Source organism: Streptomyces sp. SP18CS02 (assembly GCF_036322365.1).
Taxonomy (GTDB): Bacteria; Actinomycetota; Actinomycetes; order Streptomycetales; family Streptomycetaceae; genus Streptomyces.
In genome coordinates, this window is the sequence record NZ_JAQYXC010000288.1 from 1 (window position 1) to 25,266 (window position 25,266).

18 protein-coding genes and 2 pseudogenes are annotated in these 25,266 nt (G+C 70.4%); 11 read left to right on the forward strand and 9 right to left on the reverse strand.

Annotation, left to right across the window (positions count from 1 at the left end):
• The 7 genes from PUR26_RS18605 to PUR26_RS18635 all read left to right on the forward strand — a co-directional run.
• The coding region (locus PUR26_RS18605; RefSeq protein WP_329873848.1) for an RICIN domain-containing protein at positions 1–145 on the forward strand (145 nt) is incomplete at its 5' end.
• Between the two features lie 525 nt (positions 146–670).
• A complete protein-coding gene (locus tag PUR26_RS18610) occupies positions 671–3,217 on the forward strand; it encodes a DUF6603 domain-containing protein (RefSeq protein WP_329873530.1) in 2,547 nt (848 codons plus the stop codon).
• Between the two features lie 125 nt (positions 3,218–3,342).
• A complete protein-coding gene (locus PUR26_RS18615) occupies positions 3,343–5,595 on the forward strand; it encodes a hypothetical protein (protein ID WP_329873531.1) in 2,253 nt (750 codons plus the stop codon).
• Positions 5,596–5,651: 56 nt separating this feature from the next.
• The gene (locus PUR26_RS18620) at positions 5,652–9,110 is read left to right on the forward strand and encodes a hypothetical protein (RefSeq protein WP_329873532.1); all 3,459 of its coding nucleotides are present in this window, start codon (positions 5,652–5,654) and stop codon (positions 9,108–9,110) included.
• A 69-nt stretch (positions 9,111–9,179) separates the two neighbouring features.
• Positions 9,180–10,400 carry a hypothetical protein gene (locus PUR26_RS18625; protein ID WP_329873533.1) on the forward strand — a complete coding sequence of 407 codons (1,221 nt, stop codon included), beginning with the start codon at positions 9,180–9,182 and terminating at the stop codon, positions 10,398–10,400.
• Between the two features lie 275 nt (positions 10,401–10,675).
• Positions 10,676–11,806 carry a hypothetical protein gene (locus PUR26_RS18630; protein ID WP_329873534.1) on the forward strand — a complete coding sequence of 377 codons (1,131 nt, stop codon included), beginning with the start codon at positions 10,676–10,678 and terminating at the stop codon, positions 11,804–11,806.
• A 164-nt stretch (positions 11,807–11,970) separates the two neighbouring features.
• Positions 11,971–12,297: a hypothetical protein gene (locus PUR26_RS18635; protein WP_329873535.1), complete on the forward strand. Its 327-nt coding sequence runs from the start codon at positions 11,971–11,973 to the stop codon at positions 12,295–12,297.
• A 42-nt stretch (positions 12,298–12,339) separates the two neighbouring features.
• On the opposite strand, the pseudogene PUR26_RS18640 reads toward PUR26_RS18635, so the two are convergent.
• Positions 12,340–12,477, reverse strand: a pseudogene (locus tag PUR26_RS18640) (dienelactone hydrolase family protein); the annotation flags it as partial.
• A 327-nt stretch (positions 12,478–12,804) separates the two neighbouring features.
• On the opposite strand from PUR26_RS18640, the gene PUR26_RS18645 reads away from it, so the two are divergent.
• A complete protein-coding gene (locus PUR26_RS18645) occupies positions 12,805–13,815 on the forward strand; it encodes a ferritin-like domain-containing protein (RefSeq protein WP_329873536.1) in 1,011 nt (336 codons plus the stop codon).
• A gap of 737 nt (positions 13,816–14,552) precedes the next feature.
• Here the strand turns inward: PUR26_RS18645 and PUR26_RS18655 are convergent.
• From PUR26_RS18655 to PUR26_RS18690, 7 genes and pseudogenes are all read right to left on the reverse strand, one after another.
• Complete coding sequence (locus PUR26_RS18655) at positions 14,553–14,675, reverse strand: hypothetical protein (protein WP_329873869.1); 123 nt, start codon at positions 14,673–14,675, stop codon at positions 14,553–14,555.
• 67 nt (positions 14,676–14,742) lie between these two features.
• Positions 14,743–14,883: pseudogene (locus tag PUR26_RS18660) on the reverse strand (integrase core domain-containing protein); the annotation flags it as partial.
• 92 nt (positions 14,884–14,975) lie between these two features.
• Positions 14,976–15,929, reverse strand: a complete 954-nt coding sequence (locus PUR26_RS18665; protein WP_329873537.1) for a DUF916 domain-containing protein — start codon at positions 15,927–15,929, stop codon at positions 14,976–14,978.
• Between the two features lie 64 nt (positions 15,930–15,993).
• Positions 15,994–17,943, reverse strand: a complete 1,950-nt coding sequence (locus PUR26_RS18675) for an RICIN domain-containing protein (RefSeq protein WP_443077106.1) — start codon at positions 17,941–17,943, stop codon at positions 15,994–15,996.
• Between the two features lie 595 nt (positions 17,944–18,538).
• Positions 18,539–19,090 (reverse strand): ATP-binding protein, encoded by a 552-nt coding sequence (locus PUR26_RS18680; protein ID WP_329873538.1) that lies wholly within the window; start codon positions 19,088–19,090, stop codon positions 18,539–18,541.
• A 192-nt stretch (positions 19,091–19,282) separates the two neighbouring features.
• Positions 19,283–19,849, reverse strand: a complete 567-nt coding sequence (locus PUR26_RS18685) for a MaoC family dehydratase (protein ID WP_329873539.1) — start codon at positions 19,847–19,849, stop codon at positions 19,283–19,285.
• A 56-nt stretch (positions 19,850–19,905) separates the two neighbouring features.
• Entirely contained in the window at positions 19,906–20,799 is an 894-nt protein-coding gene (locus tag PUR26_RS18690) for a LysR family transcriptional regulator (protein WP_329873540.1), read from the reverse strand.
• 111 nt (positions 20,800–20,910) lie between these two features.
• Between PUR26_RS18690 and PUR26_RS18695 the strand changes: the two genes are divergently transcribed.
• The 3 genes from PUR26_RS18695 to PUR26_RS18705 are packed head-to-tail and all read left to right on the forward strand — an operon-like array spanning position 20,911 to position 24,206.
• The gene (locus PUR26_RS18695) at positions 20,911–22,146 is read left to right on the forward strand and encodes a CaiB/BaiF CoA transferase family protein (protein ID WP_329873541.1); all 1,236 of its coding nucleotides are present in this window, start codon (positions 20,911–20,913) and stop codon (positions 22,144–22,146) included.
• Positions 22,136–23,380 carry an SLC13 family permease gene (locus PUR26_RS18700; protein ID WP_329873542.1) on the forward strand — a complete coding sequence of 415 codons (1,245 nt, stop codon included), beginning with the start codon at positions 22,136–22,138 and terminating at the stop codon, positions 23,378–23,380. Before PUR26_RS18695 ends, PUR26_RS18700 begins: the two co-directional genes overlap by 11 nt.
• 22 nt (positions 23,381–23,402) lie before the next feature.
• The gene (locus tag PUR26_RS18705) at positions 23,403–24,206 is read left to right on the forward strand and encodes an HpcH/HpaI aldolase/citrate lyase family protein (RefSeq protein ID WP_329873543.1); all 804 of its coding nucleotides are present in this window, start codon (positions 23,403–23,405) and stop codon (positions 24,204–24,206) included.
• A 248-nt stretch (positions 24,207–24,454) separates the two neighbouring features.
• Here the strand turns inward: PUR26_RS18705 and PUR26_RS18710 are convergent, their stop codons facing one another.
• Positions 24,455–25,243 (reverse strand): calcium-binding protein, encoded by a 789-nt coding sequence (locus tag PUR26_RS18710; RefSeq protein WP_329873544.1) that lies wholly within the window; start codon positions 25,241–25,243, stop codon positions 24,455–24,457.
• Positions 25,244–25,266: the final 23 nt, after the last annotated feature.

Here is a 25,266-nt window from a genome sequence, read left to right on the forward strand (position 1 = left end):
GTGGGCCGCGCACGCCGACGGCACGGTGCGCAACCCCCGGTCCGGCAAGTGCCTGGACGCGTCGGGCGGCACCTGGAACGACGGAACGCCGGTCCACCTCTGGACCTGCCACACCGGCGCCAACCAGAAATGGACCCTGCCCTGACGGTATCCGGCCGGTGAACCTGCCGGCCGCCGCGTTCGCCCCGCTCACCGGCCCGAGCGGGGCGAAACGGCCCGGCGCCGCACGATCTGCCGCAGGCCGGTCGGACGGTGCGTCGCGACGGGCCCTCCCCGCTCGCGGTACCGGCTCGTGCTCTGCCGCCGGCCCGCCGGGCGCTGTGCGGCTCGCGGCCGGGCGGGGCGGTGGAGAGACGGCCGAGAAGAAACCGCTGCCGTGGCGGCGGTCGCGGGAACGGACGTCCTCCCGCGGTACGGCGGGACGAGGACGTCCTGGGTGTTCCATGGCTCATGGGAACGTTTCTGCAGGTCAGCCGCCGACCATGCGCGGCGGGTGCCCCTCGCTGTGGGGTGCGCGTGCGCCTTTCGGCCATAGTCGTCACCACACGTAGTCAGGTGGGCGCGAAGAGTGTTCGGCCTGGCTAGGCTCCTCACAGCGGACACGCCAGGCCTGTGGCCCGGCGCGGGCTTCCGCCTTCCCCTTTTGCCACGAGTAGAGGGCTGAGTCGCTGTGACAGTACGTCTGGATGACCTTCGGATCCTCCTCGACCAGGCGCCGGGTGGTGCGGTCGAGATCCCCGTCTCCGTGTTCGCCGACCCCGAGGCCGCGGCGCTCGTCTTTCCGGGCGGGACGGTACGCATCGCCGGGGCGGTGTGGGATCCGCGGGCCCTGTCGGTCGGCGGGCAGGCCACGATCACCGCGTCCTCGGCGCCGGTCGAGGTCGTGTTCACCGTTGACGGCGAGCGGGTGACCGGAACGACGGCCGCGGTGGACCTCGGCGAGGACCGCAGCCTGGTCCTGGTCGACGGAACCCCGGAAGGAGCGGAACTGCCCGCCGGTGCCTGGGCGCTGGCGGACGGCCGGGCACTGCGGCTGGTCAGGCGCACCCCCGCGCCACCGGCCGGCCCCGGACGCCTGGACGGCCTGGGTCGCGCGCTGCCCGCCATTCGGCACCGTGACGGCGCAGCCCGGGACCGCACCCCCCGGGCGCTGGTGACCGAGCACGGCATCCTCACCCCGCGCCCCGGACCGCGCCGCCGCAAGGGCATGCGGGTCCTCGAAGCGCCGTCGGTGCGGGGCTGGTCGCCGATCGGCACGCCCGGCGGCGAGAACGGACTGAGTGTCGACTACTACAGTCCGCCGCTGCGGATCGCCGGCGCCCTGACCGCGCTGCCGGCCTCCCCGCCGTACAAGACAGTGGTCGGCGGGGTGCTGCTGGTGGACACGGGAGCCTTCAACGGCTCGGCGATGGGCGCCTACGTCGTGCCCGACGGCAGCGGCGCGGATCCGTCCCTGTTCGCCTACGGCTCGCTCGGCAGCCAGGTCGGCTTCGGCCCGCCGCTGTTCCAGGTGCGCGGCATCTCCGCCGGGTTCGGCTGGAACAGCCGCGTGCGCGTCCCGGCCGCCGACGCCCTGGGCGACTTCCCGTTCCTGGTCGCCCTCGACAACCCGGGTGAGATCGGCGCCGACGACGAGGAGGTCGACCCGCTCAAGGTCCTGGGCGCGCTGATCGGCGGCGGGAATCCGTGGGTACGTCCCCAGGAGGGCGACCTCTGGTTCGCCGCGGGCCTGGCCTTCGACTGCTTCGAGACCTTCCGCGGCCGCGCCATGGCGCTGGTGCAGACCGGCTCCGACCTGACGATCAGCCTGCTCGGCGTTGCCGGCATGCAGCTGCCCACCAAGAGCAGCTCGAAGATCGCCCGGGTGGAGATCGGCATCGAGGCCACCCTGCGCCCGACGGCCGGGGAGCTGAGCATCGGCGCGGCCTTCACCGAGAAGACGTTCCTCATCGACCCGAACTGCAAGCTGCGCGGCGGCGTCGGTATGAAGTTCTGGTTCGGCGACCACGCCAACGCCGGCGACTTCGCGTTCATGCTCGGCGCGATCCCCGCCGGCCGGGAGCTGCCCGCCCGCTACCCCAGGCAGCAGCCGGCCGGCCTCACCTGGGGAGTCGGGTCGACGGTCAACATCACCGGCAACGCCTATGCCGCGTTCACCCCCAAGTCCCTGATGGCCGGCGGTTCCCTGGACGTCGTCTTCCAGTCCGGCATGCTGCGCGCCTGGCTGAGTGCCCGGGTGGACGCCCTGCTGGAGTGGAACCCCTTCTACTTCGACGTCGGCATGGGCATCCGGGTCGGAGTCTCGGCGACCATCAAGGTCTGGTTCGTCAAGATCAGAATCTCGATCGAGGTCGGCGTCAGCGTCCGGATCTGGGGCCCCGCGGTCGGTGGCGAGGCCACCGTCCATCTGTGGTTCATCTCCTTCACCATCGGCTTCGGCGCCGGCCGTCGCAACCAGGCCCCGGCGCTGGACTGGGGCGGCTTCCAGGGCATGCTGCCCCCTCCCGAGAACATGGTCCGCACCACCCCGATCGCCGGCTACGAGGGCGAGGGCGTCCCGCCCACCCGGGGAGCGGTCAAGCCGTGGCTGGTCAGCAACGGTGGCTGCACGTTCACCGCCGACACGCAGGCACCCGTCAGTACGGTCTACCTCAACCAGGGCGGCGACACCGTCGAGGCCGCCACCGGTGATGCGGTGGACATCCTGCCCATGCACGCCCGGGGCAAGGGCAGCGAACTGCGGATCTGGCTCACCTACAACGGCAAGGCCGGCACCTTGACCCCATGGGGTCGCGCGGTCCTGCGCGGCAACGTGCCCAACGGCCTGTGGGGCCAGAAGGCCGACGCGCCGAACGACGGAATCATCCCCGACAGGATCCTCGGCATCCGGCTGACCTCACCGCCGGTCGACCACGGCACCGACACCGGGTTCATCGACGAGGAGGCCATCTCCTTCGACCCGATCAACCCCGACGGCAACCAGCCCCTGTCCGTCGCCGAGCCGGCCACCGGCCCGACACCGACGCGGCCCGGCGGGGTGATCGCCGCGATCCAGGACGGCATCGACACCGCGGCCACCTCGGACCATCGCACCGCCCTGGCCCAGGCGCTCAAGGACCTCGGCGCGGACCTCGGCACCCTCGACGGGGACCTGGGCGCCTACGCCCGTGCCGCGGGCACGGCGTTCACCGCCGAGCCGATGCTCGTCGCCGGCTGACCGGACGCACCGCACCGCCCCCCGCCCGCACCGGGCGGGGGCGGCCCGCACCGTCATACGCCCGTCCGGTGCGCCCCGGCCCACTCCACCGGCTCTCTGCCGCGTCCTGTCGAAAGGCACGCCCTGTGACCACCACCTCCGAACCCGCTCCCCAGCCGCGTACCACCGAGCCCGGCGCCGAGCACCGCACCCGGTTCTTCGACCACCGCGTCCCCTCGCTGTACGCCGGCCGGTACCGGATCGACAACCGCCAGACGCTGAAGGCCCTCGACGGCGCGGACCGCGTCATCGACGCCACCCCGCAGCCCTTCGACGTCATCCAGCCGCGGTTCAGCTTCGATCCGACCGGTATCAACGCGCGGTTCCCCGTGCCGGACGCCGTCGGCACCTACAGCCAGACCCTCGCCCACATCAACCTCGACGCCCCCGGCCTGCCGTGGGCCCGGCCGCTCGGCGCCGGCCAGCCCGGCGCCGTCCCGTGGATGGTCCTGCTGCTGTTCCGCGAGGACGAACTGCCCGAGGACCCCGACGCGGTCGGCCTGGTCAAGGCCGGAACGGTGGGCCGGCTCCTGGAGGGCGGCCTCGGCGCGGGCAAGCCCCCCGCTCTTCCGCCCGAGAGCATGCGCCCCGACGAGTACGAGGAGCAGTGCGCCACCGTCCTCGTCCCGGCCGCGCTGTTCGACGCGGTGAAGCCCCTGCCCGCCGAGATGGGCTACCTCGCGCACCTGCGCGAGGGCGGACGCCCCGACGCCGACCACACCCGCGCCGGCGCGGCCCCCGAACCGGACGAGGGCGAACTCAACGCCGTCCTCGTCGCCAACCGCTTCCCCGCCGCCACCGGCGGGCGTCACGTCGTCCACCTCGTCTCCCTCGAAGGACACGACCAGCACCTGACCGGACCGGCGCCCACCGAAGGCGTACGCCTGGTCTCCCTCGCCTCCTGGTCCTTCACCACCGAACCCGACTCCGGCGTCGGCTTCGGCGACCTCTGTCAGCACCTGGCGACCACCGACGGCACCATCCCCCGCCCGGCGGACGAACTGCGCCTGCGCGTGCCGACCACCGCTCCGGCCGACCCGGCCGGAGCGCGGAAGGAAGCCACCGACCGGATGGCGTCCGGGGCCGTCGCCCTGCCGCAGCGCCTGGAGACCGGAGAGCGCACCCTCGCCTTCTACCGCGGCCCGCTCACCGCCCAACCCGCCCGGCAACTTCCCCCGCCACCCGCCACCCGGCTGGAATCCCCCGGCGAGGCGCTGATCTACCTGCAGCGCTACGGCGTCTTCGACACCGCCTACGCCGCCGCCTTCACCACCGGCCGCACGCTCGCCCTCGCCGACGCCGAGTTCCGCAGCGCCCTGCTGGAGTTCCGCTCGGCGGCACGCTCCGCGGCCCGGCGGCTGGCCTCCCACCCCGAACTGGCCGCACGGTCCGCCGCGGTCCTGACCGGCCGGCATCTCACCGCGCCCCTTGCCTTCGAAGCCTTCGACCGCCTCCTGACCGACGGCGACGGACGCTCCGACGCCGCCCGTCTGGTCCAGGCCCTCACCCAGGCCGGCCCGCAGCTGAGGGCCGGCCGCCGCCGCACCGGCGCCCGCACACGCCGCAGCCCCGGTGACCCGCGTGCCGTCCTGGCCCAGCCCGAACTCGCCGGCCTGCTCACCCAGGCCGCCCCGGACGACTTCGCGAAGGTCACCGCCTGGCTGGACGCGCTGCGCCGCCTGGAACTGCTGAGCCTGTCCCACCTGGTTCCCGACCCGCGCGCCCTGCCGGCCGAGAGCATCCGCTTCGCCTACCTCGACCCCGCGTGGGTACGGGCGGCTGTCGACGGGGCGCTGAGTGTCGGCGTCGGCCACACCCTGGACGCCGACCTCAACGCCCTGGCCACCGGTGGCGGGCCCGTGCCGAAGTGCGCGGTGCTGATCAACTCCAGCCTGGTGGCGAACTGGCCCCACACCATCGCCACCGCCTACAAGGGCACCGAAGCCGTGGAGGCCGTCCGCGACGCGGTGTTCGGACTGGAGACACGGCTGCTGCTCTTTCCCGAGGTCATCGACCGCTTCGAGCTCGCCGAACCCCCACGCGGCCTGTGCTTCGGCCTCAGCGACATCGGCACCATCGAGCTCCGCGAGATCACCGGAGACCGCATCGGCCACCCCATGGGTGAATTCCCCCCGCCGCCGCCCGCCGACGACAGCCGCTTCCGGCGCTTCCTGCGCCCGGGTGGCAAGGACGTCCTCAACGTCGACGGCACCGGCGACGCCCTGGTGCCCGCCCTCTCCACCGCGCACGGGCTCACCGGAGGCCGGCGGATCTCCTCGGCCCAGTTCGCCCTGCAGATGATCGACGCCCCTCAGGTACAGAACTTCTCCCGGCCCTGAGCCCTGCCCCGTTTTCGCGCCGTACCGCCAGGCGCTGACCGAAAGGACCCCGGGCCATGTCCGTGGACACCACCCTCATCGTGCCGGTCGAGGTAGCGGCCCTCGCCGTCAACCGGCAGACCCGCGACACCGGCACCCCGCACGTGTTCCATCGGTGGATCACCAATTTCAAGGACGTCGGCCAGGGCGTCCCGGCCGAGCCGGCCCCGTTCTCCAGCCCCGAGGAGTGGACCGGACGCGAGGACCGCCTCGGCGTCTACCTCCAGTGGGAACTGCCCGCCGCCCTCACCCGCGGCCACCACGACGAGGAAGAAGGCGTCGGCGACTTCCCCCTGGTGCCCAACCGGTGGCTCGTCGTCCGCCACACCGACAGCACCCGTACGCTCAAGGCGTGGATCGTCGAGAGCGATTATCTCGACCCCATGGACGGCAGCGTCTCCTTCCAGGACCCCGACAGTGAGGAACCCGCCGCCACCCTGATCGGCAAGTGCCACGAACTCACCGGCCCCTGGCGCGAGCCCACCGGCCGGCGCGAGCCCTTCCTCACCGCGATCGGCCCCGGCCTGCTGACCTTCTCCGTCTTCCAGCCCTACAACAGCAACGTCTTCTCCCTCCACGACACCCTCCTGGACACTCCCGAGGGGGAACTGCCCGCGCGGGAGCGGCTCAGCTACTTCGTCGCCGGCTGGTACGCCCAGCCGGACAGCGACATCCTCGCCGGCACCGACGACCTGGCCGCACTGCTGGAGCGCCTGCAGTGGAGGCCGCCGGTCGACTCCGGCAGCGGCATCCGCTCCTCCGTCTACTCGGGCACCGTCCTGGGCCTGGACTGGGACCTGAACGGCCCCGTCCCCGACTCGCCCTGCCCCGAGCCGGCCGACGTCACCGCGATCGTGTCCAACAGCATCGCCGAAGCCGTCGCCGAACTCGGCGCCCGGACCGACGGCCACGGCGCCCTGACCTCCGAGGAGGCCGACCTGTTCCGGGCCTTCCTCCTCGGCGGTATCGACGCCATGGAGGAACGCGACCGGCCCGAGGCCGACATCCTCACCGACCGCCGCGCCCACGACAGCGCCTTCGGCCCCGTCCCCGGCGGATACCGCTGGTTCATCGGCGAACGCGGCGAGGAGACCGGCCGCACCACCACCCTCGCGGCCCGTGCCGCGGAGGCCGACACCGTCGCCCGGCTCAACGCCCGCCAGGCCGCCCACGACGCCACCGAGGCCGAACTCGACGCAGCCCGCGAACGCCTCTACCACCTGTGGTGGCTCACCCACCTGCATAAGAAGTCCGCCGACTTCAACGGCCGCATCGACGACGAACTCGACCCGTCCAACCCGGACGGCGCAGCCGGACGTGTCGTCGCCCTTGCCCGCGACCTGGCCGGCCAGCGGGCCGAACTGCCCTGGGGCAAGAGCGAGGAAGAACTCTCCGCACGCATCGACACCCTGTATCCGGCCTACGGCGCCCGGGCCGCCCGCCGCCTGATCCGCGTCCCGGTCGAGGACTTCGAGTACAGCGCGGATCCGGTCCTCACCCTGGAGGGCGCCAACCTCCACGCCCCCCTCACCCGGGACACCGCGCTGCCCTGCCGCACCCCCGAACGGGTGGTGACCCGCGCCTCCGGCGTCACCACCACCGACGTCGCCCACGTCGCGGCCCAGATCGACCTCACCGGCCAGCAACCACCCTGCTTCCCCGCGCTGCTCAGCGAGTTCCTCATCCTCGACCGCGCCCTGCGCGGCGGCGCGATCCGGGACGTCACCGGCACTCTGCCCGAATACGGAACCCAGCCGTGGGCGATGCCCTGGCAGCCCCTGTTCCTGCTGTGGAAGGCCGAGTACTTCCCGCTGCCGTTCCGGGACGGCGACACACCGCACTGGGACTTCATCGACGGCTCCCGCTACCAGTGGAAGGGCACCGGAGAGCCCGGCACCCCGCTCGTCGTCTCCGGCCGCCAGACGCTCGCCCCCACCGCCGGCCACATCATCGACGGCACCCTGCAGACCTACGCCCGCGTGCGCGACCAGCTGCCCACCGACACCGTGCTCCGTGTCCGCTCCCAGGCCCGCGAGGCCAACTACCTCTCCCAGACCCTTGACGGATTCGGCGCCGCCATCGCCCAACGCCAGCCGATGGCCGGCCTCCGGCCCGCCGGTGACCTCGCCGCCCTGATCGGCAAGGGCGACTACCCCCCGCCCGACCCCGGCCCCCTCAAGGCCAGCGACTGGGACCCCGACCCCGTCTCCACCTTCCAGGACCTGCGGGCCGGCCAGCTCGCCTTCCTCGACGTCGCGGTCGTCGACCGCTTCGGACGCTCCGTCAACCTCATCGCGGCCGACCCCACCAGCTTCCACCCCGAAATGCCGGACACCATGCGCCCGGCCCACCCCGTCAGCGACGACACCCCCGAGCGGCTGGTCGAACTCGGACCGCGCCTGCTCCAGCCCGCCCGGCTGCGCTTCGACTTCCTCGCCGCCACCACCGACGATGATGTCGAGCTCGTCCCCGGCACCAACCCCGTCTGCGCCTGGCTGCTGCACAACCGCCTCGACCGGTCCATCGTCCTCCATGCCCCCGACGGGGCGGCGCTCGGAGAACTGCGCGTCACTCTGAACACCACGGGGCAGCGTGAGGTGACCTGGTCGGCCCTGCCCGGCTCCGAGGCGGCCCGGTTCGAACAGCTGGAGGCACTGACCCCCCACCCCTATCGGCTGCTCGCCGCGGTGAAGACCCGTGGACCCGAGACGTTCCACGCGTTCCGCGCCACCGTTGACCAGGCCCTGCAGACCATCGACCCCGACGGCCCCGCCGACCCCGGTCTCGGCTTCTTCCTCGGCCGCCCCCTCGCCCTGGTCCGCACCCGCCTGACCATGAACCTCCGAGGCCCTCTGCGTACCGACGTCAGCTGGCAGAACCTCTTCGAACCCACCCCCTCCCAGCTGCCCGCCTACCCCTGGATGATCAGGCTCGGCGAAGCGCAGCAGAGCGACGACGGCCTGGTCGGCTACGTCCTCGACAACGACTACGAGCACTTCGAGACGGTCATCGACCCGGCCCCCGGCGCCGGTGAGTACCTGCGGCCCATCGGCGACAGGCCCGGCCTCGAACTGGACTTCGGTGACCACGGCACCGCGGTCGCCACCGTGCTGCTCGACCCGCGCGCCGCCGTGCACGCCACCACCGACATCCTCGCCACCAAAAAGGTCTTCGTTCCCCAGGAGTTCACCGAGAGCGCGATCGCCCGCATGAGCGTGAACTTCCGCACCGGTCCGCTCCTGGCCGCCACCACCGGCCTGCGCGGGCCACAGGGCGAGAGCGAGGAAACCGTCCTCATGCCGGCCCCGGCAGGCGTCCTCGGCACTTGGACCTGGTCCGAGAACCGCAGCGGTGAGTGGGAGAAACTGCCGATCCTGGGCCAGGACCAGTACGACCTGCCCCTGGCCGAACCCGAGATCCGCTCCGGCTTCCTCACTCTCGACGACGCCGCCGAGCACAGCCGCGCCGAGCGCTGACCACCACGCCCCGCCGTAACGTGCCGCCTCCTGCCGGGGCGGCGCGCCCGCGAAACCGAAGGAGCCCCTGTGACCGTCGTGACCCAGACCCAGGACGCCGGCATCACAGCAGCCGACGATCCGCTGCTGTCGTACAGCGTCAGCACCACCCCGAGCCCGCTGAAGGCGTCGCCGGAGAACCCGCAGGCGCCCGAGGAGATCGGGGAGGTGATCATTTCGGTCGCCCGGCAGAGCGGCACCCCGGCCGATGTCGAATGGATCAGGGTGAAGGTCCCGGCCGGCACGATGGCGCCCGACCTGGCCACCGACCTCAACAAGATCAGCCCCCGGATCAGTCTCACCGGCTGGACCGTCCGCCTGGACGAGACGGCCAAGGAGTTCGTCTGCGCGCCCGTCGGCAGCCACGCGCCGATCGGCCCGGACACCGGGTTCACCATCCAGCTGTCCGACATCCCCATCAGCCGCAAGGTGGGAACCGCCCCGATCACCGTCACCGAACGCTCCCGCACCGGAAGCTCCGCCTTCCAGAACCGGCCCACGGTCTTCAACCTCGGCAAGTTCCCCGCCGACTTCTACCTGCGCAATTTCCTGTGCGAACCCTCCATCATCAACAACGGCGGCGACGTCGCACTCACCTGGGAACGCTCACCCAACGCCACCTACGAACTTCTCTACGGTGACGTCAACCGCGACGTCACCCACCGCACCAGCCTCGACATCGAAGGCATCACGTCCGACACCACCTTCTACCTCCGCGCCACCACCGGCGACCCCACCAACCCCGTCATCCGGATCATCTCCGCCCAGGTCACCGTCCTCAAACCCGACCTGGAACTCGGCAGCCTCACCGTCCACGGAACGTCGGCCTTCAACGACGCACTGACCGTACAAGGACCGACCACACTGAACGGCGTACTCGCCGTCACACAGGACACCGACGCGTTCAGGAAGTGGGAGTTGGCCTCTCTGGGTTCGGACACTGTGGGGGAGCTGCAGCAGAGCTGGACAGCCCCGACGTCCGGCTGGGTGACCGTGACCATCCGCAAGAGCGCGGCGAGCAACAGCAAGGCTGTGCTCTGGAGCGGCGAGGCGGGCTTCAACGCGCACGCGCACTGCCCGCCAGGCACGGAGGGAGCGTCCGCCATGCTCCCCGTCGGGGCCGGCCAGGACTTCGGTTACTCACTGAGCCGGGGTGACGACGGCAACCGGATCAAGGTCGACTGGGTGGCCTTCGGCGTCTCCACCCGTAAGCCCGTCTACCTGGGTGCCACCGACAACGAGCAGGCATAAGGGGCATCCGGCCACAGCGACGCGCCGCACCGGCGGAACCTGCGAGCACCTGGCACCCGCTCCGGTGTCCGACTCGGCCACCCGCCGCCCTGGTGCGCAGCGCTCCTGGCGAGGCCGTACTGCCCTGCGGCCGAGCGCGATCCGCTCCGGCGCTGCGGTCTCCCCGTACTCCATGAGTCCGCCGCCCAGCGGCATCAACCACTGAGCCACTCCTGCCCACCCGTGCTGCCCGACGTCCGGGGCAGCACAGACCCCGAATCCCGAGGAGCGCACTCGTGACCCTGGTCGTTCAGATGCAGGACACCGGCACCACCGCTGCCGACGATCCCCTGCTGTCCTACACGCTGACCACCACTCCGAGCCCGTTGAAGGCGTCGCCGGAGAACCCGACGGCTCCGGAGGAGATCGGGGAGATCGTCATCGCCGTGGCCCGGCAGAGCGGCACCCCGGCGGATGTGAAGTCGATCCGGCTCAAGGTGCCCGCCGGCGCCATGTCGCCGGACCTCGCCACCGACCTGGCGAAGATCACCCCGAGGATCACCCTCACCGGGTGGAGCGCGCGTCTGGAGGCCGCCGCCAAGGAGTTCGTCTTCACCCCCGCGGCCAGTCACACGCCCGTCGGCCCGGAGACCGGTTTCACCATCCAGCTGTCCGACATTCCGGTGAGCCGCAAGGTCGGCACCGCCCCGCTCACCCTGACGGAAGAGTCCCGCACCGGAAGCTCCGCCTTCCAGGAGCGGACCGCGGTCTTCAACGTCGGCAAGTTCCCCGCCGACTTCTACCTGCGCAACTTCCTGTGCGAACCCTCCATCATCAACAACGGCGGCGACGTCGAACTCACCTGGGAACGCTCGGCCAACGCGAAGTACGACCTGCTCTACCCCGGCTTCGAACGCGATGTCACCGACCGCACCGGCCTGGGAGTCGAGGGCATCACGTCCGACACCACCTTCTACCTCCGCGCCACCACCGGCGACCCCTCCAACCCCGTCACCCGCATCCTCTCCGCCCAGGTCACCGTCCTCAAACCGGACCTCGACATCGGCAACCTCACCATCAACGGCACCGTGACCGTCAATGGGCCCATTGCGGCACCGCGGATGCTTCAGGACTACGGCCACACCATGCAACAGGGGGTCTTCACGGCCGACTGCTCGGGAATGCTGGTGGTGAGTGGCTTCAACACCCATCGCTTCGGAGCGGAAGTCCAATTCTTTCCGAAGATCACATCGAACGGTGTGGAAGTGGCGGGCACTGCTGATCCTCAGGACTTCGGGAGTGCCACACTCCTGCTCAACAAGGGCCAACGGGCAGTGTTTACCGTTTCCTGGCGGGCGGGAGACATGGACTTCACGGGGCAGGGATTCTCCGGGAAGGCATCGTGGGTGCCACTGCCCATCCAATGAGGAGGAGCCGGTTCCTGCCTGAGGGGTCCGTGAAGACGCCCACAGCGACCAGGCAGTGCGCCACCGCGGAGGGCCGCTGGGATGCGTACCGGGGCGATCTTGCCGGCTGCGGCTGAGCACCCCCGTCGTCGCGCTCGGCCGGCCGCCCCGGCTACCCTCCGGGCATGGAGCAGGACCACCCCCTCATTCGCGACGTCTTCCCCGATCTCATCGCCGAGCTGACCGCCCTCCTGGAGGTCGAAGGAGAACGCGAGCTGGCTCTCTGCGCGTGGGATCTGCGGCTGGTGGACCAGTGCGGCTGCGGCGATGACTTCTGCCAGAGCATCCGGACGGCAGATCATCCGCAGGGGCAGCCGTACGGCCCAGGCCATCGGTGCGTGCCTCTCCTGCCCTCGAAAGGCATGCTGACCCTGGACGTCGTGGACGGCCGGATCATGTACATCGAGGTACTCGATCGGCCACCCATGCACCGTCAGGGTGCACAACCGTGACGTCCGCCCGAGCGGGACACGAAGTGCGGCTGACGCACCGGCTCACTCTGTTACGGGCAGGCACTCGACGAGCAGGTCGACGATGTCGCGCCAGGCTCTCCGCGCGTGCTGCGGGGAGTAGCCGACGCCGGGGAGCACGGTCTGGTCCGCCGGCTGGTCGACCGGCGGGTGGTGGAAGGCCAAGCAGCGCTCCGCTGGATCCACGTGTGCCTCGCCCGTGATCGCGAGTTCGTGCCCCCCACGCCGCCGGTGCAGGCCCCCGCCCGTCAGAGCGGGTCTTCGGTCCGCAGCTCGCGCCGACTGCGCTCCCCGGGGGAACGCCGCTGTCACTCCACCACCTCCGGGCGCCGATCGGGCTACGGAGGCGGTTGGATTCACTCATTCCGGTTGATCGGCGCGGGCCTGGTCCGGCGGCGTGAGTCCATGCGTCAGTATCGCGGCGGGAGCGGCTCGCTCCCGCCGCCGCTGCTCACTGCATCGGCCCGGCAACCAACGCAGGGACACCATATGACCAGCACATTCACCGGAAAACCCGAGATCGTCCGGCTGATGACAGTGCCCACCTCGGAACGGGACCTGCAGTGGCTCAAGGAGGGCCTGCAGGCGGCCGTGGCCCTGGAACTTTCCACGCTCCCGCCGTACCTGTGCGGCTACTGGTCCATCAGGGCACCGTCGTCCGAGGCTGCTCGGCTCATTGCGCAGATCGCCGTCGACGAGATGTTCCACATGGGACTGGTCTCCAACATGCTCACCGCGATCGGTGGGACGCCGCGCATCGTCGAGGCGGCGACGGAGATCTCCTATCCCGGCCGGCTGCCGGGCGGGGTGCGGCCCCAGCTGAGTGTGTACCTGTCCGGCCTCACGGTGAACTACGTGAAGGAGGTGTTCATGGAGATCGAGATGCCGGAACACCCCCTGGCGTTCACCGGCGAGGGTGTGCCGACGATCGGAGCGTTCTATGACGCGCTCCTTGACGCCTTCAAGGACGTCAACCCCACCATCGACCCCGCCAGGCAGCTGACCGGCAACGTCGGTGCGGCGAACAAGCTCGTGCCCATGACCGACCTCGATGTCATCGAGGAGAGCATCGCCCTGATCAAGGAACAGGGCGAAGGCACGCCGGAGTCGCCCAGCGGCGGGGACGTCCCGGCCCACTACTACCGCTTCGGCGAGCTCTACCACGGCCACAAGCTGCGGTGGACGGGAAGCGACTGGAAGTTCGACGGCGACCCCGTCGCGTTCCCTGACACGTACCCGATGGGCCGGCTCACGGCATCCTCATGGCCCAACCCCGCTCCGGACGTGGCCGAACTGCTCACGACGTTCAACCAGACCTACACCACCATGCTCGAACACCTCGACAAGGCGTGGGAGACCGGGTCCGCCACAGAGTTGAGCACGTCGATCGGCAAGATGTACCAGCTCGCCTCTCCCGCACGTTCACTCATGCAGATGCCGCTGCCGGACAGCAACGGCACGCAGACCTACGGGCCCGAGTTCCTCGTCGTGCCGACGTGAACGAACAGACCCGGCATCGGCCGTGAACAGCGAAGGCGCTGACTCCCCGGCCCCGGGCCAAGACCCGACGAACCCACCACCCAGCCTCGATCACCACGGGCCGCGCCCGAGGATCCGGCGCTGCCCGCCACCCGCTACCCACTGCCTCGCCGGGCCAGGCAACTGGGCACCTGAGTCCTGCCGGACCTCTCCGGCGTGGGGAAGCCGACCGCCCGAAACGGCCTGTCGGCCCAAGACCCGAGCTGACCGCGGAGACCCCCGGTCGGAGCAGGACTGATCGCGGGAGTGAGCGGAGGTCCATCCGATGCGTGGTCGTGGAGACGAGGTGGACGACGTCGGTGGAGGGGCGGGCTCCGCGCGGGTAGGCGGCGCGTTGCCGGTCGGTGGTGAGCGCTCTGCGGCCTGGCGGCGGCCAGCGCATCCAGCCCGGCGGAGGGCCAGATTGCTCGGGCCGCGCGCATCATCTGGCGTCCGGGTTTGCGGGCGCTTGTCCGCAGGGCCTGTACCGGGGCGCGGGCGTCGGCGGCCTCGTCCGGCTCCAGCGGGTCGTGCCCGGCGGCCGCGGCGGCCAGGCCCAGGGTGTGCGGCCGCGCCGGAGGATGCTCCGGCTTCGCGGCGGACCGGCGGGTTCTCCGGCTACGCCCGGGGTCCCGGGTATTGCGCGGTCTTCTGCAGCCGGCTCGACGCGATCCACGTGCTGGACCCGCGGGAGACGCGGCTCGTCCCGGACGACGTCGTCACGCGGCGGACAGGGGGCGGTCCGCCCGGTCGACCCGTCGGTCCGGGACGGAGGTGATGGCGCGCTTGAAGTACGCGAAAGGGTTCCGGCCGGCCGGGATGTCCTGCTGGACGCGGATCATGCGCACCTGGCGCCCGTCGGCGGTCGCTGCGTAGGCTTGTGCCGTCGTCTGGGTGGGGTGCAGGAGAGCGGGCGAAGCTCTCCTCCAGCAGCGTCCGGTTCAGCCGTTCGACCTTGCCGTTGGTCTGGGGCCGGTAGGGCCGGGTGCGCTTGTGAGTGACCCCGGCCGCCGCGAGTGTCTTGCGCCAGCTGTGGGACTTGTAGCAGGCACTGGTGCCAGGGCTACGCACACCCGCCTCGCCCGTCGGGCTCCCGGACCGCTGACGTGGGCGGCTCCGGGAGCCACGGTTGCCTGCCGTAGTCACTCGCTTCCGGTGGACAATGGCGCCCGCGCGGCCCTGCGCCTGCGGTGTCGAACCAGAAGCCCGGCGGTGAGCAGGAGCACCAGGATCCCGGCGAGGAGCCACGGCACCCTGATGAAGCCGTCCGATCCGGTGCCGCGGGCCTTGTCCGCGGTCGCCGTGACGGTGACGTCACCCCAGCCCGCGAAGGGTGCGCCGGACCATGACTCTGAGAGCCGCACCTTCTGGCCCGGGAGCAGCTCGGCCGGTATGTTCTCCAGTCGCCGCTCGTCGGGTCCTCCCAGGAACACTCCACCCACGTGGAGGGAGACTCGGGGGTCGAGCTTCACATTGCCCGTGTTGTGCAGCGTGTACGAGACGGTCGACGTGCTGCTGCCGGACCACGGTATCTGCGGGCTCCGGGCCGTGAAGCGTACGTCCTCGACGGAGAGAGAGGGGCGTTGCGGTCCGTCGACGCGCAGGTAGATCCGGGCTCCGACTCCGCGCTGGACGCCGATGTGGGAGCCGGCTCCGGGCTGCACGCGCTCGTCGACGGCGACGAGGGCCCCCACATGATCGCCGGGAGAGGCGTCACGGGGGATCCTCAGTGTGATGCCGACCATCACCGACGAACGGGCCGGCACTGTGACGACGTCCCGCTCCGGCTTCCCCCACGAGCCGACATCGTGCTGGGACTCCTTGAGGCCGCGCACCGCCAGTCCGCCGTCGCGTTCCGTGTTGTAGGCATCGGCGATGTAGAGACGGAACGTCAGCTTTCCAGCGGTGGTGTTGGTGACGACCGCGCGGTCGGAGAGTGTCGCGCCGGGGCGCGCGGGGAGATGGAAGGCCGCCCGCGGTGTGATCGCGGAGTCGGCGGGTCTGACCGACCATTCGCCGTTGTCCGCCGCCCCGGCTTGGGCGGGGGCCAGGGCCGTCAGGAAGAGGATGAGGAGGGCGACTAACGTTCTGCGCATGGCTCGCTTGGCTTTCTGGGCCACGCGTGCCGGACACCAGGTGTCCGGCACGCGGGTGTGAGGGTCAGAGGAGGGTGAGGGTGAGGGTGGCGGAGTAGTTGCCGACGGGGGTGTACTTGGGGATGTCGAGGGCGACGTCGGCGGCGGTGGTGAATTCACCGCCGGTGAGGTCGGCGTCGGGGGCGGACGCCAGGGTGGCTCCGTTCTTGCCGACGGTGCCGGGGCTGCCTGCCTTGCAGTTGCTGGGGCTGTCGGCCTTGGCAGTGCAGGTGGGGGTCCAGCTGAGGCGGTCGGCGTCGATCTTGCCGCGGGGGCTGGTGAAGTCGGTGATCTTGCCGGTGAGGGACCAGCCGCTCGTGCCGCCGCGGAAGTCCTTGACGGTGACGGGGTTCAGGGCTCCCTTCGAGGCCCCGCCCGCTCCGAAGCCGACGGACGGAAGCCGGACGGCGTCGCGCGAGGTGGCCATGGTGAGGACGCCGGCATCCACCGAGGTGATGAGCTCCTGCTCGGCCTTGCCGGTGCCGGGCGGGTCCGTCGGGTCGGTCGGGTCGGTCGGCTTGGTGGTGGTGCCGATCTTCCATGCCTGGCCGGCCGCGCCGTTGCACTCCGACTGGACGAGCTTGGCGCCGGCCGTGCTGGATCCGCCCTGAATGTCCAGGCACTTGTTGCTGTGCTTGGCGATGATGCGGGAATAGCCCTCGCCGAGGTCCTCGAAGCGCCAGCGCTGGTTGTCGCCCGAGCCGCAGTCGTACTGCTTGACCTCGGCTCCGTCCGCGGCCGACTTGTCGGCCACGTCCAGGCACTTGCCGCTGTGCTGGGCGAGGACGCGGACGTAGCCGTTGTTGTTGTCGGTGAAGCGCCACTGACTGTTCAGCCCACCGGCGCAGGTGTCCTGGACCACGGGAACCTGGTTGTCGGAGAGGCTGTCGGACACGGTGGCGCACTTGTCGCTGCTCTTGCCGGTGATGGTGTTCAGGGGGTCGCCGCCGGCGCCGGAGATCCGGCCGGTCTCCGTGTCGATCGAGACCTTCGTGTACCACGGAAGAATCATGGTCGTCGAGTTCGGGAACTCCAGCGGAAGCCAGACGTACCCCGAGTCGTTGACCCGCTTCGGGTCGGACCAGACGCCCGCCCAGCGGTCTCCCATGTAGAGGAAGGACGTGGTCTCGCTGCCCTCCACCGGCAGGACGAACGTCGTCTGCGAGTCGTGGCCGTCGTGGTTTCCGACGTCCTTCATCGGCGACCAGGGCCCGGCGAGGTCGGTGGCGGTGGCGTACTTCTGCTGGTTCGGATCCCAGTAACTGGTTCCGGAGGTGAGCATGAAGTACACGTTCCCGCGCTTGAACAGGGCGGGGGACTCGCGGTGCTGACCCGGCCAGGGGTTCGCCACGAGCTTCTTCACCTGGGTGTAGTCGTCGGTGAGTTCGTAGATCTGCAGGTCCGCGTTGTGGTTGGCGGCGGAGATCATGTACGCCTTCCCGGCGGCCTTGTCCTCGTAGACGGTGATGTCACGGGACATGTGCTCGGTGCCCTTGTCGTCCTTCGGGCGGAATGAGCCTTTCCAGGTGTAGGGGCCCTCGATCGTGGGGGAGACCGCCACCGCCGCGCGGGCCTCGCCATAGGAGTCGTCGGCCTCCTTGTGCATCCACATCACGTACTGCTTGGTCTTCGCGTTGTAGAGGACCTTCGGCCGCTCGATCACCGCGTTCCTGATCTCGGGGTCTGATTCCTGGGTCAGTGCGGGTCCCCGGCGCTCCCAGCTCTTCAGGTCCTTGGAGCGATACACCGAGACGTAGCGGAACTTGTTGTCCTCGCCCCGGTCCTCGCCGAACCAGTAGTAGTGGTCGCCGACCTTGGTCACGCCACCACCGTGGGCCTGCACCCCTGCTTTCGCGGTGTCCGGGAACTGGGTGCCTGTCTCCGTGGTGACGGGCGCGGCCTGTGCCGCTTGCGTTCCCGCCACGAGGGGCAGGAGCAGGCTCAGGCCCACAAGGGTGGCTCTTATTCTGCGCATGCAGATCCTTGATGTCGTCCGCGCACGTCACTGTCGCCTGCACACGAGGGAGTCCCGTCCCCATGCTGCACAGGAAGCAACATTTCTGCGCGGGAACCAACAATTTAGCCAGAGAGTGGCGCACTAAAAGCTCAAATGTCAACAGGTTGTAAATGATTATGACGACTTGTGCAGGTCGCCCGAGCGGAGCGTCACACAGCGTGGGCACTCCAGGGGCACACGCGGCCACGCCCCGGCCGTCCCTCGCGGCGGGCAGAACGGTCCTGGATCGGTGCGATCATGCGCCGGTTGCCGACGGGGGAGCGCCTGGTCGCACGGCGTCCTGTGGAGGAGACGTATGCATACGCCTCCGGGTTGCCCGTCGATGAGTGGGCCATTGCATCCAATGCCTTTCCGGGCGGCCAGGCCGGATGGGGGAGCGGGGTCCGGTGCCGGAACCCGTGCGGCGGGGGGGAGGGAGGTGCGGGGGAGCCGCGCGGACCGACCACGACGTGGCAATGCGCGGTGCCGGGGCATGCGCGCCCGGCGGATCGGCGCGCTCTGCCCGTGTTCGGCAGGCATGCTCCCCGATGGGCATCGGCGGGGCGGCGGTCGCTCACGTCGGCGGTCGCGGTGTGCGCTGCGGGTCCGCCGAACGGGGCGGCAGGCCATGTGGGTGTGCCGCCAGCAGCAGGTGGGCGTGCACCCGGCGGCCGTCGGCCTCCTGGCGGACATCGGTCCAGTGCGCCAGGCATTCGACGATTCCCAGTCCACGCCCGTGCTCGACGGGATCGACGTCGGGCTGTTTCGCCTGGGGGACGCAGGAGTTTCCGCAGTCGGCGACGGCGACGTGCAGGATGTCCCCGCCCAGTGCCAGCCGGACCGTCATCTCCGAGCGGCCGTGAAGCACGGCGTTGGTGGCGAGTTCGCTGACGATGAGAGTCACGGAGTCCTGGTCGTCGTCGGAAACCTGCCAGCGACCGAGCACATCCGTGGTGAACTGTCGGGCGACACGCACCTGGCTCTCCTCCGCGGCCAGGGTGAGGAGTGCCTGTCGCGGACAACCGGCGGCAGGGTCCGGTGTGGCGCTGCGGCGGGGGGCCGGCATCCGGGGGGATCCAGCGCGGGGCACTGCGACTGCGATGACCGGAAGGCTGTGGTTCGTCATGGCCCCTCCTAGGGCACTCCCCCCGAGGTCACATACCGATTGCTGTGCGGCTCTTGTCCGTACGGGGTGCGAGGGCGGCCCCGGACGTATGCGTACGCCTCGGGCCGGTCCTGACCGTCACCGGAACTGCGTAGCGGCGGGGCGGCGGGGCGGTGGCGCCGGCCGGCGCCCGCGTCCTTCGGGCCCGCCCCCTCAAAGTCCCGCGGCCCTGCGGGAGCGCTCGTCCCATACCGGCTCGACGGTCGCGAACCCCGGACCGTGTCCTCGGCGGTACACCATCAACGTCCGCTCGAAGGTGATCACGATGACGCCGTCCTGGTTGAACCCGATGGTGCGCACGCTGATGATGCCGATGTCCGGGCGGCTGCTGGACTCCCGCTTGGTGAGGACCTCGGACTGCGAGTAGAGGGTGTCGCCCTCGAACACGGGGTTGGGCAGCCTGACCCGGTCCCAGCCCAGGTTGGCCATGACATGCTGTGATATGTCACTGACGCTCTGCCCGGTGACCAGGGCCAGCGTGAAGGTGGAATCGACCAGCGGCCTGCCCCAGCTGGTTCCTGCCGAATAGTGACGGTCGAAGTGCAGTGGGGCGGTGTTCTGGGTCAGCAGGGTGAGCCAGGAGTTGTCCGTCTCCAGAACGGTGCGGCCCAGTGCGTGTTTGTAGACGTCGCCGACGGTGAAATCCTCGAAATAGCGGCCGGGCCAGCCACCGACGGGGGCGGCGGGGACGGTGTCGTGGGATGAGTGCTCAGTCGTCATGAGACTCATTCTGAGAAGCCGCCGGCGTTCTGTGAAATAACGAACCTTCACCGACATCATGCGTCAGACGCATGAGCTATCGAGCGAACGTAGTCGTAGAAACGCACAACCGCTGCCGCGCGCGGCCCTCCGAGGGGGCTGATCAGGCCAATCGTGCGCTGTGCCTGCGGGTCCTTCAACGGTACGGCGACCGCGCGGTCGCCCGTGCCCGACGGGCTTCCCTTCGTGGGGACGACGGCGACGCCCAGCCCTGCCGCCACCAGCTCCCGCAGGGTGCTCAGCTCCGTACACTCCATGAGGATCCGGGGCGTGTACCCGGCCGCGGCGCACAGCCGGTCGGCCACCTGGCGAAGGCCGTAGACCGGCTGCAACGCCAGGAAGTCCTCCTCGGCCAGCTCTGCCGCCTCCACCCGGCGGCGGCGTGCCAGCCGGTGCCCGGAGGGGACGAGCAGGCACAGGGGCTCGCGCTGCAGGGGCGTCCAGTCGAGGTCGTCGCCGGCCGGGTGAGGACTGGTGAGCCCCAGATCCAGCCTGCCCTGGCGCACGTCGTCGACCACCGTGTCGGCGGCGGCCCCTCGCAGTTCGAATCTGGTGGCCGGGGCGATCGAGCGATAGCCGGCCAGCAGTCCCGGCACCAGCCAGGAGCCGTACGAGTGCAGGAAGCCCAGCGCCACCGTCCCCCTGTCGGGGTCCACCAGACTCGCGATGCGCTGCTCGGCACCGTCGATCTCACCGATGGCGCGCAGGGCGTGGGCGCGGAACACCTCGCCGTACTTGTTGAGCCGGAGGCGGTTCTGGTGCCTGTCGAAGAGGGGCACGCCCACGCGTCGTTCAAGCCGCGCGATCGCGCGGGACAGAGTCGGCTGTGAGATGTTCAGCCGCTCCGCCGCGGCCGTCACATGCTGGCATTCGGCCAGTACCGCGAACCACTGCAGCTCCCTGATCTCCACCGTTGCATTATACGTCCAGTGCATGAGGTGCCGGAGTTTTTGTCATTTCACAACGGCCCGCGGGAGACCAACAGTGAGTCCCACCCGATCAGACCCCATGGGAGGGACCCCATGTCCGAGCCGTATACGCCCGCCGAAGACCTAACCGCCGAAGACCGAACCGCCGAGGGCCCCCTTTCCGGGCTGGTCGTCGTGTCCCTGGAACAGGCCGTGGCCGCGCCCTTCGCGACCCGGCAGCTGGCCGATCTCGGCGCCCGCGTCATCAAGATCGAACGACCAGGCAGCGGTGATCTGGCCCGCGGCTACGACCGCACGGTCCGCGGCATGTCCAGCCACTTCGTCTGGCTCAACCGGGGCAAGGAGAGCGTTCAGCTCGACGTCCGTTCCCCGGAGGGGAACCGGCAACTGCACGCCCTGGTCGGTCGGGCCGATGTTCTGGTGCAGAACCTCGCTCCGGGCGCGGCGGAAAGGCTGGGGATCGGCCATGACGCCTTGGCGTCGAGCCGCCCGGATCTCATCACCTGCGACATTTCCGGGTACGGCAGCAGTGGGTCCTATCGCGACCGCAAGGCGTACGACCTCCTTGTGCAGTGTGAGGCCGGCCTGGTCTCCCTCACCGGGACGCCGGAGACTCCGTCCAAAGTGGGCTTGTCGATCGCCGATATCTGCGCTGGTATGTACGCGTACTCTGGAATCCTGACCGCCCTGATCACACGCGATCGCACCGGTCAGGGCTCGCAGGTCGAGGTCTCCATGCTGGAGGCGCTGGGCGAGTGGATGGGCTACGCCGAGTACTACACGCGTTACGGCGGGACAGCACCGGCGCGCACCGGTGCCAGCCACGCGACCATCGCGCCGTACGGGCCCTTCACCGGGCGCGACGGGGAGACCGTCACTCTCGGGCTGCAGAACGAGCGCGAGTGGGCGTCCTTCTGCGAGACCGTGCTGCGCCGCCCGGAGCTTCGTGAGGACCCCCGCTTCGCGGGCAACGCCGCGAGGGTCGCCCACCGCGACGCACTCGACGCGATCGTGGCGGACGTGGCGTCGGCGGTCACAGGAGAAGAGCTGGTGGCCAGGCTGGAGGAGGCGTCCATCGCCTATGGGCGCCAGCGCACCATGGACGAATTCGGCACACATCCGCAACTCCGTGAGCGTCGCCGATGGGCGTCGTTCGACAGCCCTGTCGGAGAACTGCAGGGCCTCATCCCTCCCGTGACCTTCCGTGGGCAGCGCCCGCTGAGGCTGGGTCGGGTTCCGGCGCTGGGCGAGCACACCACCTCCGTCCTCGCGTGGCTGGCCCAGCAGCCTCGTACGAACACCCGTCAGGGGGCTCGCCATGTCGATTGAGGTCGTCGGAGTCCTCGTCCTCGTCGCCGTGTTCGTGCTCTCCGGCGTGTGCGGGCTGAACATGGGCATCCTCTCGCTGGTCGCCGCCTTCGTGCTGGGGTCGGTCGTGCTCGGCCGTACACCGGAAGAAGTGCTGTCCGGCTTCCCCGCCGCGATGTTCCTGGTGCTGGTCGCCGTGACGTTCCTCTTCGGTATCGCCCGGGTCAACGGCACGGTCGACTGGCTGGTGCGCATCGCGGTGCGGGCTGTCGGGGACCGGGTGGGAGCCATTCCCTGGGTGCTGTTCTTCCTGACAGCGCTCCTGTGCGCGACGGGCTCTGCCTCACCTGCCGCGGTCGCCATCGTCGCCCCCATCGGGATCACCTTCGCCGTACGGCACCGCATCGATCCGTTGTACGCCGGGTTGATGGCGGTCAACGGCGCCGCGGCGGGCAGCTTCGCACCGTCCGGCATCCTGGGCGGGATCGTCCACTCCTCGCTGGCGGCCGACCATCTGGCCGTCGGCGCGGGGCAGCTCTTCGCCGGCACGTTCGCCTTCAACCTGGCGGCCGCCGGGGTGACCTGGCTGGTCTTCGGCCGCAAGCAGCTCGCCTCCGGGGGGCCGGAGGATGTCGGCGACGGCGAAGGGGGTGACCCGGTGCCCCGACTGGGCCCCGAACAGATCTCGACACTGGCCGCGATGGCCGCGATGGTCCTGGGCACCACCGCCTTCTCACTGGACACCGGCTTCCTCGCCCTTACCCTGGCCGCCCTACTGGCCTTGTTCTTCCGTCGTACGGCCCAGGCGGCCACCAAGGAGATCGCCTGGCCGGTCGTTCTCCTGGTCTGCGGAATCGTCACGTACATCTCCCTGCTCCAGAAGATCGGCGTCGTCGACTCGCTGGGCACCACGATCGCCGCTGTCGGCTCACCCCTGCTGGCAGCCCTGCTGATCTGCTACGTGGCCGGCGTCGTCTCCGCATTCGCCTCCACGACGGGAATCCTGGGTGCGCTGATGCCCCTGTCCGTGCCGTTCCTCCAGTCGGGCGCCATCGAAACGACCGGCATGGTGATCGCCCTTGCGGCGGCGGCGACGGTCGTGGACGCCAGTCCCTTCTCCACGAACGGCGCCCTGGTGGTCGCCAACTCGCCCGAGCGACTGCGCCTCGGTGCGTATCGCGGCCTGCTGCGGTGGGGTGCGGGTGTGTGTGTACTCGTTCCGGTGTGTGCGTGGCTCGCCTTCGTTGTCCTATGACGGCGCGACGGGAGGAACAAGGATGAAGCCCCAGGTCACGCTGCTGTTCGTGCCGGGTGACCGGCCGGAGCGCTTCCTCAAGGCGGCGGCGTGCGATGCGGGCGGCGTACTCGTCGACCTGGAAGACGCCGTCGCGCCGGAAGGAAAGGCGCGGGCGCGGGACGCCGCGGTCGCCTGGCTCGCCGCACATGACGGATACCTGCGGATCAACGCGGTGGACACGCCGTGGTACGACGAGGACATGGCCGCGCTCGCAGCGGCACGACGGCTGCGGGGAGTGGTACTCCCCAAGAGCGCCACCGCGGACCAGGTTGCAGGAACCGTGCGCGGACTGCCCGCAGGAGTGCCCTTGCTCGCGCTGGTGGAGAGCGCCCTCGGGGTACGGGAGGCTGCGGCGATCGCCGGTCTTTCCGGGGTCGCACGCCTCCTCTTCGGCAGCATCGACTTCGCGCTGGACGCGGGTATCACCCCCTCCGAGCCGGACGAACCGGAGCTGCTGTGGGCCCGTTCGGCTCTGGTGGTCGCCTCGAAGGCGGCCGGTCTGCCGGCGCCGCTGGACGGGGTGTACACCCGGCTCGAGGACGAGGCCGGCCTGATGGCCTCGTCACGGCGCAGCCGTCAGCTCGGCTTCGGCGGCAGGCTGTGCGTACATCCGCGGCAGGTGGAACCCGTGCACCGTGCCTGGCGGCCGACCGAGGCAGAACGGGACTGGGCGCGCCGGGTCGTCGCGGCGGCGGGAGAATCCGGAGGGGCCGCCGTGCGTGTGGACGGCCAGATGATCGACCGGCCCCGCCTCGAACTGGCCCGTTCCCTCCTGTCGCGGTGACGTGAGGACGAGGAGTGACAGGGCGGTGCGGAGTCGTCGCTGTCCGTGAAGGGCGAGCGGGCGCCCGCCGTGGCTCGCGCCCGCAGACAGGGCGGGCTGGGGGAGATCGTGTGGTGGCTCCCACCGGATACGATCTCCCTCAGCCCGTGCTCGGTCCCAGGACGGTTCGTCGGCCGGAGCGGGGGGACCCGGCCGCGCCCGGCCGGCCCCGGTGCGCGCGATCGGCCGACGGTGCTCGTCAGTCCTTGTCAGGGGCAGTTGACCATCGTGTCGCCGGTGTCGCGGGTGCAGGAGTCGAACGAGGCCCCGCCGTCGAGACTGTCGTTGGCGTTGACGCCGTCGACGGCGTCCAGGGTGTCGATACCCTCCTCGCCGATCAGGGAGTCGTTGCCGCTTCCCGCGGTCAGGGTGTCGTTTCCGGTGTTCCCGTTGAGGGTGTCGTTGCCCTCGTTCCCGTTGAGGGTGTCGTTCCCGGCTCCACCGCTGATGGTGTCATTGCCTCCCAGCCCGGAGATGGTGTCGTTCCCCGGCCCGCCGTTGAGGGTGTCGTTGCCCGGAGTCGCCGTCGTGAGGCCGGAGACCCCGGCCGGTTCGTCACCGACGAGGCGATCGGCGTGCGGGCCGCCGTTGAGCCGGTCCTTGCCGCTGCCCCCGTAGAGAGTGGAGGGAGCGTCCAGATTCGGGGAGACCGTGATGCCGTCATCGCCGTCCTGGCCGTTGACCTGTACGGCCGTGGGCAGCGGGCACTCCGCGGTGTCCTGCGACCGTTGCACGCAGGGGGCGGTGGCGCGCACGCCGTCCGAGCCGTCCGACACCACGGCGACGCTGCCCTGACGGCGGATGGTGATGTCGTTGGCCACGCCCTGGGCCGCGGTGACGAGGAGTGTGCCTCCGGACATCTCGACCACCGTGGCGTCCGCGAGGGACCGGGACTCGGAGGTGAGCGGGGCCGCCGAGGCCGAGGCCGAGGCGCCGGTCAGCGTGGCACAGAGGAGCGCACCCGCCGAAAGGATCATGTGGATGTGTCGCACTGCCATGGTGGTACGTCTCCTTCGTTGTG

Coding starts and splice junctions, on each gene's coding strand:
- PUR26_RS18700 (WP_329873542.1), top strand. CDS start 22,136: ATGTCGATTGAGGTCGTCGGAGTCCTCGTCCTCGTCGCCGTGTTCGTG.
- PUR26_RS18710 (WP_329873544.1), bottom strand. CDS start 25,243: ATGGCAGTGCGACACATCCACATGATCCTTTCGGCGGGTGCGCTCCTC.
- PUR26_RS18680 (WP_329873538.1), bottom strand. CDS start 19,090: ATGACGAACCACAGCCTTCCGGTCATCGCAGTCGCAGTGCCCCGCGCT.
- PUR26_RS18655 (WP_329873869.1), bottom strand. CDS start 14,675: ATGATCCGCGTCCAGCAGGACATCCCGGCCGGCCGGAACCCTTTCGCG.
- PUR26_RS18620 (WP_329873532.1), top strand. CDS start 5,652: ATGTCCGTGGACACCACCCTCATCGTGCCGGTCGAGGTAGCGGCCCTC.
- PUR26_RS18695 (WP_329873541.1), top strand. CDS start 20,911: ATGTCCGAGCCGTATACGCCCGCCGAAGACCTAACCGCCGAAGACCGA.
- PUR26_RS18685 (WP_329873539.1), bottom strand. CDS start 19,849: ATGACGACTGAGCACTCATCCCACGACACCGTCCCCGCCGCCCCCGTC.
- PUR26_RS18645 (WP_329873536.1), top strand. CDS start 12,805: ATGACCAGCACATTCACCGGAAAACCCGAGATCGTCCGGCTGATGACA.
- PUR26_RS18675 (WP_443077106.1), bottom strand. CDS start 17,943: ATGCGCAGAATAAGAGCCACCCTTGTGGGCCTGAGCCTGCTCCTGCCC.
- PUR26_RS18635 (WP_329873535.1), top strand. CDS start 11,971: ATGGAGCAGGACCACCCCCTCATTCGCGACGTCTTCCCCGATCTCATC.
- PUR26_RS18705 (WP_329873543.1), top strand. CDS start 23,403: ATGAAGCCCCAGGTCACGCTGCTGTTCGTGCCGGGTGACCGGCCGGAG.
- PUR26_RS18665 (WP_329873537.1), bottom strand. CDS start 15,929: ATGCGCAGAACGTTAGTCGCCCTCCTCATCCTCTTCCTGACGGCCCTG.